The organism is Streptomyces sp. ISL-98, from assembly GCF_018614055.1.
Taxonomy (GTDB): domain Bacteria; phylum Actinomycetota; class Actinomycetes; order Streptomycetales; family Streptomycetaceae; genus Streptomyces; species Streptomyces spiramyceticus.
In genome coordinates this window covers 19,330-33,721 of the sequence record NZ_JAGGPB010000025.1, presented here as the reverse complement: position 1 = coordinate 33,721, position 14,392 = coordinate 19,330, and the positions used below count along the sequence as shown (strand labels likewise).

General features: G+C 68.6%; 13 protein-coding genes and 2 pseudogenes. 7 read left to right on the top strand and 8 right to left on the bottom strand.

Annotation, left to right across the window (positions count from 1 at the left end; genetic code table 11):
• Positions 1 to 180: 180 nt before the first annotated feature.
• A complete protein-coding gene (locus tag J7I98_RS17535; RefSeq protein WP_214921663.1) occupies positions 181 to 654 on the bottom strand; it encodes a hypothetical protein in 474 nt (157 codons plus the stop codon).
• A gap of 85 nt (positions 655 to 739) precedes the next feature.
• Between J7I98_RS17535 and J7I98_RS17530 the strand changes: the two genes are divergently transcribed.
• The 3 genes from J7I98_RS17530 to J7I98_RS17520 all read left to right on the top strand — a co-directional run bounded on the left by J7I98_RS17530 (position 740) and on the right by J7I98_RS17520 (position 2,071).
• Positions 740 to 1,081, top strand: a complete 342-nt coding sequence (locus tag J7I98_RS17530; protein WP_214921662.1) for a PadR family transcriptional regulator — start codon at positions 740 to 742, stop codon at positions 1,079 to 1,081.
• Complete coding sequence (locus J7I98_RS17525; protein ID WP_214921661.1) at positions 1,078 to 1,776, top strand: permease prefix domain 1-containing protein; 699 nt, start codon at positions 1,078 to 1,080, stop codon at positions 1,774 to 1,776. The genes J7I98_RS17530 and J7I98_RS17525 overlap by 4 nt, the downstream gene beginning before the upstream one ends.
• A 61-nt stretch (positions 1,777 to 1,837) precedes the next feature.
• Complete coding sequence (locus J7I98_RS17520; protein WP_214921660.1) at positions 1,838 to 2,071, top strand: hypothetical protein; 234 nt, start codon at positions 1,838 to 1,840, stop codon at positions 2,069 to 2,071.
• Between the two features lie 33 nt (positions 2,072 to 2,104).
• On the opposite strand, the gene J7I98_RS17515 is transcribed toward J7I98_RS17520, so the two are convergent.
• Complete coding sequence (locus J7I98_RS17515) at positions 2,105 to 3,634, bottom strand: APC family permease (RefSeq protein WP_214921659.1); 1,530 nt, start codon at positions 3,632 to 3,634, stop codon at positions 2,105 to 2,107.
• 366 nt (positions 3,635 to 4,000) lie between these two features.
• Between J7I98_RS17515 and J7I98_RS17510 the strand changes: the two genes are divergently transcribed.
• Positions 4,001 to 4,270 (top strand): hypothetical protein, encoded by a 270-nt coding sequence (locus J7I98_RS17510; RefSeq protein WP_214921658.1) that lies wholly within the window; start codon positions 4,001 to 4,003, stop codon positions 4,268 to 4,270.
• A 174-nt stretch (positions 4,271 to 4,444) separates the two neighbouring features.
• On the opposite strand, the gene J7I98_RS17505 is transcribed toward J7I98_RS17510, so the two are convergent.
• Positions 4,445 to 5,428: a phosphotransferase family protein gene (locus J7I98_RS17505; RefSeq protein WP_214921657.1), complete on the bottom strand. Its 984-nt coding sequence runs from the start codon at positions 5,426 to 5,428 to the stop codon at positions 4,445 to 4,447.
• 249 nt (positions 5,429 to 5,677) lie between these two features.
• Positions 5,678 to 6,547 carry a LysR family transcriptional regulator gene (locus J7I98_RS17500; protein WP_251020798.1) on the bottom strand — a complete coding sequence of 290 codons (870 nt, stop codon included), beginning with the start codon at positions 6,545 to 6,547 and terminating at the stop codon, positions 5,678 to 5,680.
• Between the two features lie 140 nt (positions 6,548 to 6,687).
• On the opposite strand from J7I98_RS17500, the gene J7I98_RS17495 reads away from it, so the two are divergent.
• Positions 6,688 to 7,524, top strand: coding sequence for an EamA family transporter (locus tag J7I98_RS17495; protein ID WP_214921826.1), 837 nt, complete (start codon positions 6,688 to 6,690; stop codon positions 7,522 to 7,524).
• Between the two features lie 116 nt (positions 7,525 to 7,640).
• Here the strand turns inward: J7I98_RS17495 and J7I98_RS17490 are convergent.
• Positions 7,641 to 8,610 (bottom strand): annotated as a pseudogene (locus J7I98_RS17490) (GlxA family transcriptional regulator).
• Here J7I98_RS17490 and J7I98_RS17485 point away from each other — a divergent pair.
• Complete coding sequence (locus tag J7I98_RS17485; protein ID WP_251020797.1) at positions 8,539 to 9,171, top strand: cysteine hydrolase family protein; 633 nt, start codon at positions 8,539 to 8,541, stop codon at positions 9,169 to 9,171. The pseudogene J7I98_RS17490 and the gene J7I98_RS17485 sit on opposite strands and share 72 nt — an antisense overlap.
• 405 nt (positions 9,172 to 9,576) lie before the next feature.
• Here J7I98_RS17485 and J7I98_RS17480 read toward each other — a convergent pair whose 3' ends face one another.
• Both J7I98_RS17480 and J7I98_RS17475 read right to left on the bottom strand, forming a co-directional pair.
• Positions 9,577 to 10,395, bottom strand: a complete 819-nt coding sequence (locus J7I98_RS17480; protein ID WP_251020796.1) for an SDR family NAD(P)-dependent oxidoreductase — start codon at positions 10,393 to 10,395, stop codon at positions 9,577 to 9,579.
• Positions 10,392 to 11,399 (bottom strand): NADP-dependent oxidoreductase, encoded by a 1,008-nt coding sequence (locus tag J7I98_RS17475; RefSeq protein WP_214921654.1) that lies wholly within the window; start codon positions 11,397 to 11,399, stop codon positions 10,392 to 10,394. The genes J7I98_RS17480 and J7I98_RS17475 overlap by 4 nt, the downstream gene beginning before the upstream one ends.
• A gap of 428 nt (positions 11,400 to 11,827) precedes the next feature.
• Between J7I98_RS17475 and J7I98_RS17470 the strand changes: the two are divergent.
• Positions 11,828 to 11,965, top strand: a pseudogene (locus J7I98_RS17470) (sigma factor-like helix-turn-helix DNA-binding protein); the annotation flags it as partial.
• Between the two features lie 129 nt (positions 11,966 to 12,094).
• On the opposite strand, the gene helR reads toward J7I98_RS17470, so the two are convergent.
• The gene (helR, locus tag J7I98_RS17465) at positions 12,095 to 14,257 is read right to left on the bottom strand and encodes an RNA polymerase recycling motor ATPase HelR (protein WP_214921653.1); all 2,163 of its coding nucleotides are present in this window, start codon (positions 14,255 to 14,257) and stop codon (positions 12,095 to 12,097) included.
• Positions 14,258 to 14,392 lie beyond the last annotated feature (135 nt).

Here is a 14,392-nt window from a genome sequence, read left to right as displayed (position 1 = left end):
CCGACGAGGCGGCCGGCGGGGTCATCCACGTGGCCGCGATGACGGCGAGGTAGGCGGTGCCGTGCAACGGGCCGACGAGCGCCGTGATTGCTTGCGTGTGTGTGCTGAGCAGGTTGCCCAGCAGGGCGGCGAGAGATACGGCTTCGGCGCCGGCCGCGATCCGCAGTGTGCGCACGGGGATCACGCACCCGTCGTGGAGCCGGGGCGGACGATCATCAGGACGACAACGACCGCCCAGAGGACGTTGAAGATGCCGGTGAGCATCGTCAGGCGGGCCGCCGTGGGACGCGCCGCTTCCTGGTTGGGCAAGTCCTGGGCCACGGCGAGCAGGCGCTGCTGGCCGGGCAGGATGGCGAATGCGAGGAGGGCCGCGGCGATCACGGTCAGTGCGAGCGATGCGATCAGCCAGGCGTCGGTGAGGACGCCGAGCTGGGCGCCGGTGGCTGTCCCGAACACCGGCACGGCGAGACCGGCGACAGCGTAGCCGCGGCAGATTCGGTGCAGGAGTGCGGCGATCCCGGAGGATCGGCCGTCCTGCCCCTTGCTGCCGAATGCCCGCAGTGCATAGCGCGGGAACATCGAGGCGGCCACGGTGATCGACCCAACGGTCACGATCGCCGCGAGGACGTGTACGGACAACAGCAGCTTGGTCACTGCGGGTGCCTCCAAGTCGGAGCGCGAATATGTTGGCTGCCAATACATACACTGCCTACGGCAATCTTGGGTAGGCTGCCTACCTATGAAGGTGGACGCGGTGCGAGGGCACCTGGACGGACTGTTGCTGGCCGTGCTTGAACCGGGTCCGCTGCACGGCTACGCGATCATCGCGGCGGTCCAACGCCGCAGTGGGGGCGTACTCGAGCTGCGCACGGGCACGATCTACCCGGCCTTGAACCGCCTGGAGCGGCTCGGGCTTCTGAGCAGCAGTTGGCAATCTGCCGGCGAACGACGTCGGCGATGCTACGAGCTCACCGACGCGGGACAGCGCGCCCTGGCGGGGGAGCGGACGGCGTGGAGCGAGTTCACCACAGCGATCGGCTCGGTACTGAACCCCGCCACACCCCCCGGGCTGGCCACGTGAACGCCACCGGTCGGCAAACCGACCTCATCGGGGACTACATGGCGGCCCTGACAGCCGCCCTGCACGGGCCGGCCCGGGCCAAGTCCCGGATGGTCGAGGAGATACGCGACGGCCTCACGGACACGGCTGCCGTCCACACCCGTGAAGGAATGCCCTACGAACGCGCCGTCCACCAAGCGGTACGCGAGTTCGGGACCGTCGACGAGCTCGTACCGAGTTGCCAACGCGAACTGACCATCGCTCAGGCCCGGCACACCGCCCGGGTCGTCGCTCTCACCGCCCCCTTCCTGATCGCCTGCTGGTACCTGGCCTGGAGTGCCGACCACGATCAGGCCTGGCAGCTGCCGCGCACGGCTCAGCTGCTGGCCGTTCATCTGGCAGGAGTCGCGACCGTCGCCGCGCTGCTCGCCGCAGCGACGCTGGCCGCTACCGGCGCCCTCGCCCGTCGGCTGCCCACACCGCACCGACTGCCACTCGTGGTCGCCTGGACCGGTACCACCGCCAGCGCTGCCATGGCGGTCACGACGCTCGCGCTCGCCACCGCCTCCGCCCTGGCCACGAACTGGCCACTGCTCGCGTTCGCCGGCACGCTGGCAGCTGCCTCGCACGCGGCAATAGCAGCATCGGCCCGTGCCTGCCGTCACTGCGCCCACCTGCCCACCACGCAACCCGCGGTCTCCCGGCTGCGCGGCTGAGGTCGTCGCATGAGACAGGCAGGCCTGAGCTCGTGGGTGGAGTACTCCCGAAGCGGCGAAGGTGCTTGAGCGCTTCGTGGAGGATGCGGCACCGCGACAGAAACCCGGCTGGTGCGAGATGGAGGTCGAACCCATCGAGGGTTCAGACCTCTTGATGAACGGGTCCGTCGACCCGCAGCGTTTCGACGAGCTCGCCGCCGCCGTTACCTTCGAACCCGCTCCGCAGGCCCCGACGAGGCGTGCGCTCACCGGCCGCGACGATCAACCCGATTTCCTCGGGGCGGCCAGTAGATAAGTCACCCCGGAAAAGGGAGGCCCGCGCGTCGGGTCAATCGTCCATGACGAGAGGCGGCGTTGCCTGGTGCAGCACCTCGCCGCGAAAGAACTCCGGGCTGCGACGCCGTATCAGTAGCATGATTACGGCGCCGAGGAGCAGCAGGCCGACGCCGATGACGAAGACGCTGCCGATGCCGGCGACCGAGCTGCCGCTGCCGTAGGACGGTTCCCAGGTGTCCCTCAGCGTCTGGAGGAACACGCCGGTGAGCATCAGGCCGCCGAGGCCCGGCAGAAGCCCCTTGATCAGCAGGTTGCCCAGCGAGTGCCGCAGTTCACGGCGGAAGAACCAGACGCAGGCGAAGGCCGTGATCCCGTAGTAGAAACTGATCATGAGGCCGAGTGCGAAGACGGTGTCCAGCAGGACGTTTTCGCTGATCAGGGTCATCAGGGTGTAGAAGGAGCCGGTGACGACGGCCGCCGCGACGGTGGCGCGGGCGGGGGTCCTGAAACGCGGATGGACGGTGGCGAACATCGTCGGCAGGGCCTTGTAGGTGCCCATCGCGAGGGCGGTGCGGGCCACCGGGAGGAAGGTGGTCTGCAGGCTGGCGGCTGCGCTGGTGAGGACCGCGACGTAGAGCAGCACCCCTGTGCCGGAGCCCATGACCGGATAGGCGAGCGCGGCGAAGACGTTGTCCGCGGTGTCCGGGTTGCCGAGACCGGTGCCCTTGGTGCCGATGCCCGCGTACATCTGGGCGGCGACGCCGACGAGCAGGTAGGTACAGACGATGACGACGATGGAGAGCAGCGCGGCGCGGCCGGGCGTCCGCTCGCTGCCGACGCTTTCCTCATTGACCGTCAGACAACTGTCCCAGCCCCAGTAAATGAACATCGACAGGGTGACGCCGGCAGTGAAGGCTGTGAAGGACTCGACGCCGAACGGATCCAGCCAGGACCAGGAGAAGTCGAGCGCCCCCTCCGCCTCCCCGGATGTGGAGATCGCCATGACGATGAACAGGGCGAGTACGACCAGTTGCAGGCCGACCAGCACGGACTGCAGCCACTCGGTGAGGGTGATGCCGCGGTAGCTGATCAAGGTGGCGACGGTGATGAAGGCCAGGGCGGTCAGGATGTGGACGGCCTTGTTGTCGTTGAGTCCGGTGATGTCGGGGCTGCCGGTCACCTCCCCCAGGAGGAGGTAGAAAAACTCCGTGGCCACTCCGGCGAGGTTGGAGAGCACCACGATGGACGCCATCAGCAGGCCCCAGCCGCACATCCAGCCGGTCGTCGGGCCAAAGGCCTTGACCGACCAGGCGAAGGAGGTGCCGCAGTCGGGCATCACCTTGTTCAACTCGCGGTAGGCGAAGGCCACCAGCAGCATGGGCACGAACCCGGCCAGGAAGATGCCGGGCATCCGCAGTCCGGCCTCGCTGACGGTCGGTCCGAGGGTGGCGGTGAGGCTGTAGGCGGGGGCGACGGTGGAGATACCGATCACCGCGCCGCCGAACAGGCCGACGCTGTTCCGGCTGAGGCCCTTGGCCTTGAGGTCCTCGCGATCCTCGGTGTGCGCGTCTCCTTGCTCCATCGCCCCAGTGTGGTTGATATCAACGGGAGAATCCCGAACGTCCCGCATTCCGTCGAGCGGCGGCGTTGAGCCCGCCGTGCTCGCCGTCTGCGTGTCGCCCCCGGATCGCAGCACCAGGTCCGGGACCGCGCCCGTCACCGCGTCGTCTCGGACGGTCTCCTCGCCGTTGACCGAACTCTGACGAGGCCGGCGCTCACCACACGCGAGTCAACCGCGGGCAGCTACGAACGAAAGCTCGCCTGGCCGGGCGGGTCAGGGCCCCGGCGCTGCATCCATGGGGGAAGCGCAAACGTCGACCGGCAAAGCGTTTCGCCCTTCGATCAGTCGCGCCCCTGCCCTGTCAGTGGTGGGTGCGAAGCTTTGGGGATGGACGAGCAGATCATGCGCGGACGGGTTTACGGAGCCGATCACGACGATCCCGACCCCGGCCCGCAGCCCGGGCACTCTTACGTCGAACTGGTCGGCGGCCCGCTCGACGGGCTGCTCCTGGACGTCACCGGCTGGACGGCCCACCAGCTGCACGAAGGAGCTGCCCTGCCCACCGAGCTGGGCCGCTACGGGGCCGGCGGCCGCGCGCTGTACGGGCCGAGGAACGGTGACCCCAAGAGGTTCGACTGGGAGGGCGACACTCCCTGAGCTCAACGCTGCGCAGCGGTGCGGATGACACATGGCCTGCGCCCGTGCCGTTCACGGCCGCCGGGCGGGCACACACGGCGCCGTCACCAAAGTGGCTGCTGGGCACGCATTATGTGCACAAGGCTGTGCCTGGGTAGAGGTCCGGATCTCCGCCCGCAGGTTGCCGAGTCGGATTCAGGCGTAGCGGTCGAAAAGGGCCTGGACGTAACCCTCCAGCCTTCTGGTCAGCACAGTGGGGGTCAGATCGGCACGGCCCAGTTCACGCCAGGGTGCGGCGACTTTCTCGGCGTCAGGAGCGAAGGCCAATGCGTCCAGCAGCCGCCAGTAGAGATGGGCAGCGCGATCTTCGGTCGGTGTTCCTCCCGCCGCTACGTATCGGTCGACGAAGTGCATGCCCGCGGGAATCCCGTGGAGCAATGCCAGGGCCGTCGAGCAGTGGGCCACGTCCAGGTCGGCCGGCCCCCAGGAGGTCTCCACCCAGTCGACGACGCCGCTGATCCGCAAGCCTTCGCCGGTGCCCGTGAAGAGGACGTTGCCGGGATGGAAGTCCCGATGGAGGAAGCAGGCCGGGTAGTCAGGCGGCTCACGGCGGATAACATCCACGGCCCGTTTCCACAGCTCTGGCCGCTCCGTGTCTTCGGGTGGACTTACTCGCTCAGGCGAGGTCCACGCCTGGTAGGTGCGAGGCCGTGCCTTTGCGGTCACCGGCAACCGGTGGATACGCAGCAACTGACGGGCCAGCAGTTCGGCACGCTGGTCAGCCCTCTCATCGCCCAGGCACACGGTCCCGGGCAGCAGGGACATCAGCAAGGAGGGATGGTTGCAGTACTGCGCTGTTGCGTCCACAGCCACAAGTGCGGCCGCGGGCACGTCCGTGTCGCCGAGCAGGCGCAGAATGGCCGCCTCGCGGGTCAGCAGGCCCTCCGCATGTCGAACGAAGAAGGGCTTGACGAAGGATCGCAGGACCAGCGAACGTCGACCGCCCGGCCCGCAGATGTTCAAACGGCGCATCTCCGACGTCCAACCGCCGCGCAGCCGCGCGACATCTTCGATGTGCTCTGCCTCGGACAGCCCCTTCTCGACCCAGGCGCGCGTCGTATCCCAGCCCTGGCCCTCAAGCTCTGCACCGATGCGCTCGGCTCCCTCGCCCGTAACCATGGAGGCAGGCTATCCACCTCACGACAGACGTCGCGTGCAGGTTGGAAGACGCCCCGCGAGTCAGTACCGGTGGGGCGTGGCGCTCCTGCTCGCTCGCGGCCGCTTCGGAGACGTGCCAGGACCTTGTGGATGGGACGTTCATCGGTTCTGTCTCTGATCCTGTGACGTCGCAAACTGTTCGGCTCCGGGGCCTGAACGCAGCGGTGCACCGACCGCAGTCGCGGGTATGAGGGCCGTTTCGCTCGGGCGTCAGGTGTCTTCACGGTAGAGGTCGGCGAGCAGGGCGACGGCGGCGTGGGTGGCCGGATGGGGATCGTGCCGGCGCCAGATGAGGTGGACGGGGATGGGGTCGGCGTCGCGCAGGGGGCGGTAGGCGATACCGTCGCGGCGGTACTGGGTGGCGGTGGCTTGCGGGGTGACGCCGACGCAGCGGCCGGTGGCGATGGCGGCGAGCCAGTCGTCGATGTCGTGCGTGTACTCCACGGCGGGGCGGGCGCCTTCGGGCCACAGGTCCAAGGTGGTGGTGCCGGTGCGGCGGTCCACCACCAGGGTGCGTTCACAGATCTCCTCCAGGCGGACACTGCGGCGCTTGGCCCACGCGTCGTCCGAGGCGATGGCGAGGTAGCGGCGCTCGTGGCCGACTACGGCGTGGGCGTAGCGGCGGGTGTCGACTGCGTTGCGGAGGACGGCCAGGTCGCACAGTCCCTCGGCGAGGCCGCCGGTGGGGGTGTTGTGGCGGATCAGGTGGAGTTCGACATCGGGGTAGCGGTCGTGCCAGCGGCGCTGGAACTCGGCGGTGTGGCGGCCCAGCGCGGACCAGGCGTGGCCGATGCGCAGCCGGGTGTGGCCGGTGGTGGCCTGGCGGACCAGTTCGTCGGACTCGGCGAGCAGGTGGCGGGCGCGGGCGAGGACCTGCACGCCGGCGGTGGTGGGGGTGAGGGTGCGGCTGGTGCGGTGCAGCAGTCGCACGCCGAGGATTCGCTCCAGCGCGAGCAGTGTGCGGGAGACCGCGGCCTGGGAGACGCCGAGCTCGATCCCGGCGTCGGTGAAGCTGCCGGTGTCGACGATCGCGACCAGGCAGCGCAGATGCCGCAGCTCCAGCTCCGTACGACGTTCCATGCGTCCAGGGTATAGGTGGGGCATCGGATGCATTTTGCGTATCCATCGCCGTGGCGGAGGTTCGAGCCATGGCAATCGATGCTCGCGCACAGACAACAGCGGCCGCCCCATCGCAGGCGGCGTCGCCCCGGTGGTCCGGGATGGCGCTGATGGTGGGCAGCGGCCTGTCCAACCAGGTCGGAGCATCGGTCGCCGCGCTCGCATTCCCGGTCCTCGGGCCGGTGGGAGTGGTGGCGGTGCGCCAGTGGGTGGCCGCTGTGGTGCTGCTGAGCGCCGGTCGGCCGAAGCTTCGCTCATTCACCGCTGCGCAGTGGCGGCCGGTGCTGGGGCTGGCCGCGGTCTTCGCGACCATGAACCTGACGCTGTATACGGCGATCGACCGGATCGGGCTCGGCCTTGCGGTCACCCTTGAGTTCCTCGGTCCACTGACCGTGGCGCTGGCGAGCTCCCGCCGCCGTATCGATCTGGCCTGCGCTCTCGCCGCCGCGGCGGCCGTGGTGGTCCTTGCCCGTCCCCGGCCCAGCACGGACTACCTCGGCATCGGCCTGGCCCTGGTCGCCGCCGTCTGCTGGGGCTGCTACATCCTGCTGAACCGTACCGTGGGAGAGCGCCTGTCCGGGCTGCAGGGATCGGCCGCCGCCGCGGCCGTCTCCGGCCTGATCTACCTGCCCGTCGGCGCCGCTGTCCTGTGGCTCCACCAGCCAACCGCCGGCGCCCTGTTGTGCGCGCTGGCCGCAGGCGTGTTGTCCTCCGCGGTGCCTTTTCTCGCCGACCTGCTCGCGCTGCGCCGGGTGCCGGCCCGCTTTTTCGCGATCTCTATGAGCGTCAACCCGGTGTTCGCCGCCCTGATCGGCATGTTCGTCCTCGGCCAGCACCTCGCCACGGCATCGTGGCTGGCCATTGCTGTGATCGTCACCGCCAACGCCGTTGCCGTGGGCACGGCCGCGAGCCGCGCCCAGGAGAAGACCGCCTGGTGAAGGTACTCATCGTCCACGCCCCGCCAGTTGTTCGGCTTCTGCATCTACGAGGCCTCCCGCGAAAGACTCGACACCACGGCCCGCAAGGGCAGGCACGGCATCCGGCCGCCGGGTCGTCACAAAATGGAATGCCGGAATCGGTTTCGGTACTCCGTCGGTGTCGTGTTGAGTTTCCGGCGAAATGCACGGATAAGGGTGTCGGTCGTGTTGAAGCCGCAGGTGGATGCGATGCGTTCGAGGGTTGCATCCGTGGACTCAAGTTGGTTGCGTGCCACTTCGACGCGGGGCTGATTCGATGTAAGCGGCCGGGGTCATTCCAAGTTCAGTCTTGAAGATTCGGGTGAGTTGACGTTCGCTCACATGGGCGTGACTGGCGAGGTCGGCGACCGTGAGCTGCTCGGCGATGTTTCGCGTGATGTAGTGGCGGAGATCCTCGATGCGTCGCGTAGTCGAGACGGGTTCGAGCGGGACGCTGAATTGGCTTTGCCCACTTGGCCGTTTCAGATACATCACGAGCTGCCGCGCGACGCGAAGCGCCGTGGCTTCGCCGAAGTCGTCGGCAACGAGGGCAAGCGACAGGTCGAGGCAGGCGCTGATTCCCGCGCCGGTCCACACATCGTGATCGCGAATGAAGATCGGATCGGCGTCGACCTCGATCGAGGGGTGATCGGCGGCGAGTTGTTGTGCGGTCGACCAGTGGGTCGTGGCGCGCTTGCCGTCCAGCAGCCCGGCCTCCGCGAGAATATGTGCTCCCACACAGACGGATGCGACGCGCCGTGTCTTGCCTGCGAGTGCCTTCACCCAGGCGACCACCGTGGGGTCGGTGATGGCGTGAACGCGGCGTTGGCTGTCGACTTCGACCGCGCCGGGCACCAGGAGAGTGTCGATACGCCTCTTGGACACCTCCTGGAAGGTGGTGTCGGGAAGCACACGAACCCCCGCGGAGGTGGTTACGGGGTCCATGGTTTCGGCGGCCGGTACGACGTGGTAACCCGTCGCGTCGTCCACCTCGCGTTGCAGCAGGGAGAACACTTCCGGGGGTCCGGTGACGTCCAGCAGGTCGACGAGCTCAACGGCTTCGACCAGACCCCCGCATCGCTGGCCGACGCGACACTGATCCTGGTCGACTACCAGAACACCTACACCACTGGCGTGATGGAACTGACGGGATGGGAGCCTGCCCTCGACTCCGCCGCCGCATTGCTGGCCAGGGCCCGGAACGCCGGAACGCCGGTCATCCATGTCGTGAACGACGGCGGCGAAGGAAGCCCGTACGACATCCGGACCGAAATCGGCCAGATCCACCCCCGTGTGGCTCCCATCGAGGGCGAACCTGTCGTTGTCAAGACGGCCGCTCCCAACGCGTTCGTCGGCACCGACCTGGGCGAACACATCGACGCCGCCGGCAACAAGAACGTCATCGTCGCCGGGTTCATGACCAACATGTGCGTGACCTTCACCGCAGAAGGCGCGTTCCTGCGCGGCAACCAGCCCACAGTAGTCGCCGACGCCTGCGCGACCCGGCCTCTGCAGACGGTGGTTTCCGACGTGTCTGCGGAGCAGATCCACCACAGTGCGCTCGCAACGATCGCTGATCTTTACGGAATCGTCGTCCCGTCCGGCTCGTCTCTGAGTCCCTCGTCCTGATCGAACAGGGACAGTTGGGTGCCGAGGTGCGGGCGTCCGCGGCGCACTCCGCGCCGCGGTCGATGATGCGGGTGTCGGCCGGGTAGTCGGCAAGGTCGACCATGCCGGTCGGCTCGGATCCCACCGGCCGGCCGCCCGTGGAGAGTTTGAGTGGCCGTCACAGGCCATACCGCCGCTTTTGGCAAACTGAGCGTGGCCATCCCGGTGTGAGGGCAACCGGGACGCTCCCTGGGCTGGAGGCCTCAAGTTGTGAACTCGTTCCTTTGGGTGAGAACGGCCGCAACCGCAACCGCACACCAAAGGGCCGGATGGCGCGCGTCCTCGCGCGATCCGGCCCTCTGCCCGGTGCGGACTCCCGTGCCGCAGGCGGCGGCAGGGGCGCCTCCGGCAGTCCGAAAGTGCGGCTCAGGAGTACGCGGGCCGCCCCGGAGCCGGGACATTGCGGAAGCGGAACGGCTCCGGGGCGCGGCCTGCCTGGATGAGCCAGCACTCCCCGGCGCCGTCGCCGGTGACGATGCGCAGCACCGTGTCGGCGACGACCTCCGCCGGGATGACCGGCGTGCCCTGCTCGGAGAGCATGCCGCGCAGCGGGTCGATGATCCGCGACTCGGCGAAGCCCGGGCAGACCGCGTTGAACCGGATGCCGTCGGGCGCCAGCGCCGGTCCCAGTGAACGTGCGAGACCGACCACGGCATGCTTGTTGGCCCCGTACAGGGGGTCGAGCGGTACCGAGGCCAGGCCGGCCAGGGACGCGGTTGCCACGATCGACCCACCGCCGCGGGCCCGCAGCGCCGGCAGGACCGCATGAGTGCCGAAGACAACGCCGTCAAGGTTGGCGCCCATGGCGCGGCGATACCGCGCCAGGTCGAAGTCGTCGCCGACGCCGCAGCCCGTCGCCACGCCCGCGTTCAGGAAGGCGATGTCGACACCGCCGCAGCGCTCAACGGCGTAGTCCACCAGAGCACGGTTCGCATCGAGGTCGGAGACGTCGCACGCCCGGAAGTGCCCGCCGACGATGTCGGCCACCTCCCGGCCGCCCTCCGCGTCGAGGTCGGCGACGACCACCTCCGCGCCCGCCTCAGCGAGCGCCAGCGCCGTGGCCCTGCCCAGTCCGCTGGCACCGCCCGTGACGATGGCGACCTTGCCGCGCAGCGTTGCCGATTCTTGCGCGCCCGGGGCGGACCGGCCCGCCTGCGGGGTCATTCCGCTCGCCTCGGCGGTCATGCCAGCTCCAGCACGAGCTTGCCGACGTTCTCGCCGCGGAAGAGCATCTGCAGCGTCTCGGGGAAGTCGTTCACCGTCCCCTTCACCACATGCTCCTTGACCTTGAGCCGGCCGTCGCCGATCCACCCGGCGATCTCCTGTGCGGCCTGCGCGTAGCGCTTGGCGTAGTCGAAGACCACGAAGCCCTCCATGCGGGCACGGCGCACGAGCAGGGACATGTAGTTCGACGGGCCGTTGACCGGTGTCGCGTTGTTGTACTGGCTGATCGCGCCGCAGACCACCACGCGAGCGTGCATGGCCAGCCGGGTGAGCGCAGCGTCGAGGATGTCCCCTCCGACGTTGTCGAAGTAGACGTCGATGCCGTCAGGAGTCTGCTCTCGCAGCGCACGCTTGACGTCGCCGGCCCGGTAGTCGATCGCCGCGTCGAATCCCAGCTCGTCGGTGAGCAGCGCGCACTTCTCGGGCCCTCCGGCGATGCCGATGACGCGGCAGCCCTTCACCTTGGCGATCTGGCCGACCATGGTGCCGACCGCACCCGCCGCGCCGGAGACGACGACGGTCTCGCCCTCCTTGAGGGCGCCGACGTCCAGCAGTCCGAAGTACGCGGTCATGCCGGGCATGCCGAGTGCGCCGAGGTAGGTCGAGGGCGGCGCGAGCGAGGTGTCGATCTTCAGGGCACCCTTGCCGTCGGACACGACGTGCTCCTGGACGCCGAAAGTGCCCACGACGTGATCGCCGGGCTGGAAGCCGGGGTGGTTGGAGGCGGTCACCTCGATGACCGATCCCGCGCGCATCACCTCACCGAGCCCGACGGGCGGGAGATAGGAGGGGCGGTCGTCGAGCCAGCCGCGCATCGCGGGGTCCAGCGATATGACGCGCGTTCTGCCCGCGAACTGGCCGGGACCGGGTGCCTCGGCGGGTGCGGAGACGTGTTCCCAGTCCTCGGGTTTGACGTCACCCACGGGGCGGGCTGCCAGACGGATCTGGCGGTTGGTCGCAGACATGAAGCCTCCTGTCGTCCATGAACCCCTCGACCATACCGACTAGTAGGTACGTCTGTGACTGTGAGGTGCGCCACGTCCTCATCGGGCCGCCCGTACGTTCTTGGCCGTTCTGCCCGTAGATGCACGGGCGCACGACGCGGCACGATCATGTCGGTGGGCTGCTGCATGACGGGTCGGGCCGGCCCGCCACCGTCACACGCGCCTGGATGCAGTGGCCGCCCGGATCCCGAAGCGCCTCCAACTGGTACTCGGGGGGCAGGGCTTCGAACCACTCGGCACCCTGCCCGATCGAGCGCCAGTGCCCGTTGTCCGTATCCGGTGAGGGATTCCGGTGTACGCCGCGACCTTCGGCCGGTTACTGGGAATCCCGACAGCTTGTGTGCCTGACGTGATGTCCGGGTGGTCGGCGCGCAGCCAGTCGTTGGCGAAGGAAACGTGCCTGGGTGGTACTGCGTCACGCCTTCGACCTCTCCGAGCGTGATACGGCGCCGGCCCTCGGTATCTCCGTAGGTACGGTGAAGAGCCAGACCTCGAAGGGCGTGGCGCAGCTGGAGAAGCTGTTGGACCTCGTGGGAGGGAGGTACTGGTGGCTCCTCCCCGCCATGGGCATGCTGCCGAAGCCCACGTACACCGTGGTGTGCCGGCGTCCAGGAACGCCACCGACCCGGCCGGGAGCGGGCGTTCGCCCGGCCGGCTCAGGAGCTCGTGAGGATGACGAGTTGCTGGGTCGCTCGGGTCATCGCGACATAGCGGTCGACCGCTCCTTCGATGCCCTTGCCGAACTCCTCCGGGTCGATGAGGACGACCAGGTCGAACTCGAGCCCCTTCGACAGCTCCGGGGTCAGCGACCGGACGCGGGACGTTGTCCGGAACGTGCCCTCGCCGATGTCACCAGTGCCGATGACGCAGGCGATCCCGTCGGCATGTGAGGCGAGCCAGGTGTCGAGGATCGAGCTCAGATCCGAAGCAGACCCGTGTACGACGGGGACTCCGCTGCTGCGGATGGAGCTCGGCACGTTGGCGTCCGGGAGCACGGCCCGGATGACCGGCTCGGCTTCCGCCATCACTTCATCCGGCGTCCGGTAGTTGATACTCAGGGAGGCCAGGTTGATCCGGTCGAGCCCGATCCGCTCGAGCCGTTCCTGCCACGACTCCGTGAACCCGTGCCTGGCCTGGGCACGATCCCCGACGATGGTGAAGCTCCGGGACGGGCAGCGGAGCAGCAACATCTGCCACTCTGCATCGGTCAGTTCCTGAGCCTCGTCCACGACGATGTGCGCGAACGGGCCGGCGAGCAGGTCCGGTTCGGTGCTGGGCAGTGCGGTCTCGTCGACCAGGGTGTCCTGCAGGTCCTGTCCGCGCAGCATCGTCACCGCACCTTCACCGTCGGCATCGGCCTCGAGCACGGCGTCGATGACGCCGGCCATGCGCTCGCGTTCGGCGGCGACAGAGGCGTTGTGCCGACGCTTACGTTGCGATGCCTCCGGGTCGCCGAGCCGCTGCCGTGCAGCGTCCAGGAGCGGCAGGTCGGACACCGTCCAGGCCTGGGCGTCCCCGCGCTGCAGCTGCGACACGTCATCGGGGCTGAGCCAGGGAGCGCACATCCGCAGGTAGGCGGGTATCGACCACAGGTCTCCCACGAGGTCAGCCGCTTCGAGCAGCGGCCACGCGCGGTTGAAGGTCGTGAGCAGCTCCCTGTTCTGCAGCAGCGACTTGCGGAGCAGGTCAGCCGGGGCGTCGCCGTCGTGCTTGTCCACCAGGATTGTGAGCAGCTCCTCCCAGACCTGGTCGCGCGCCTCGTTGTGCGGAGTGCCGGGTTCTGCAGCTTCGAACGCCACGGCCCAATCGTCGGCGCTCAGCCAGATGTCGGACCAGTGGGTCGTGACTGTCATCCCCTTGGTGGGCGGCTTCTCGTAGAACCTGACGGCCGTCTCGATCGCGTTCACCAGGTTCGCGGACGACTTCAGGAGGGCCACGTCCGGGTCGGCCTCGACCGCTGCTGCGGCTCCCTCGGCGACGAGGTCCCGCAGGGTGCAGGTCTGCACGCCCTCCTCTCCGAGGCTGGGGAGGACGTCGGCGACGTAGGCCAGGTAGGGCCGGTGCGGACCGACGAACAGCACACCGCCCCGACGGTGACCGAGGCGAGGGTCGGAGTAGAGGAGGTAGGCGGAGCGGTGCAGAGCGACGACGGTCTTCCCCGTACCCGGACCGCCGTCGACGACGAGAGCGCCGCGGGATTCCGCGCGGATGATGGCGTCCTGGTCGGCCTGGATGGTGCCGAGCACGTCTCGCATCCGTGCCGACCTGTTGCTGCCCAGGCTGGCGATGAAAGCGGACTGGTCGTCGAGCGCGGCGTGCCCAGCAAACCCGTCCGAGGTGAACACCTCGTCCCAGTAGTCGCTGATCCGGCCGCGGGTCCAGCGATACCTGCGGCGGCTTGCCAGACCCATCGGGTTGGCGTGGGTGGCTCCGAAGAACGGCTCAGCCGCGGGGGAGCGCCAGTCGAGCAGCAGCCGACGACCCGCGCTGTCCGTAAGGCCAAGCCGTCCGACGTACACCGGCTCGGGGTTGTCCGCGCTGACCATGTGTCCGAGGCACAGGTCCAGACCGAAGCGACGCAGTGCGCGCAGGCGAGCGGTCAGCCGGTGGATCTCCATGTCCCGGTCCATCGCCTGCCGGCCCATGCCGCCGGGCGCCTTGCGCGCGGCATCGAGGCGGTCGGACACATCGGCGATCGACTGCTCGAGACACTCCGCGATGGCCGCGAAGTGCTCCTCATCGCCGGCGATCAGCGTCGGGTCGGCCTTGGGGGAGAGGTGGTCGGGAAGGTCAAACGCCCTGGTAGTCAGGGGGTTCACGTTATTGGCTCCGATCTGAGGTCACTTGGACCATTGCGTGCAGCAGGGCGTGTGGACCGGCGTGACGAACCTGGTGTCGGTTCAAGTCGCCAGGGTTCGCAGGTTCTCGTGTTCTGGGTTCTGGGTTCTGGCTCG

Excerpts from the sequence above, each read along its gene's own strand:
- J7I98_RS17495 (WP_214921826.1), top strand. The coding sequence starts at position 6,688 with ATGGCGCTGATGGTGGGCAGCGGCCTGTCCAACCAGGTCGGAGCATCG.
- J7I98_RS17530 (WP_214921662.1), top strand. The coding sequence starts at position 740 with ATGAAGGTGGACGCGGTGCGAGGGCACCTGGACGGACTGTTGCTGGCC.
- J7I98_RS17475 (WP_214921654.1), bottom strand. The coding sequence starts at position 11,399 with ATGTCTGCGACCAACCGCCAGATCCGTCTGGCAGCCCGCCCCGTGGGT.
- J7I98_RS17515 (WP_214921659.1), bottom strand. The coding sequence starts at position 3,634 with ATGGAGCAAGGAGACGCGCACACCGAGGATCGCGAGGACCTCAAGGCC.
- J7I98_RS17500 (WP_251020798.1), bottom strand. The coding sequence starts at position 6,547 with ATGGAACGTCGTACGGAGCTGGAGCTGCGGCATCTGCGCTGCCTGGTC.
- J7I98_RS17480 (WP_251020796.1), bottom strand. The coding sequence starts at position 10,395 with ATGACCGCCGAGGCGAGCGGAATGACCCCGCAGGCGGGCCGGTCCGCC.
- J7I98_RS17505 (WP_214921657.1), bottom strand. The coding sequence starts at position 5,428 with ATGGTTACGGGCGAGGGAGCCGAGCGCATCGGTGCAGAGCTTGAGGGC.
- J7I98_RS17510 (WP_214921658.1), top strand. The coding sequence starts at position 4,001 with ATGGACGAGCAGATCATGCGCGGACGGGTTTACGGAGCCGATCACGAC.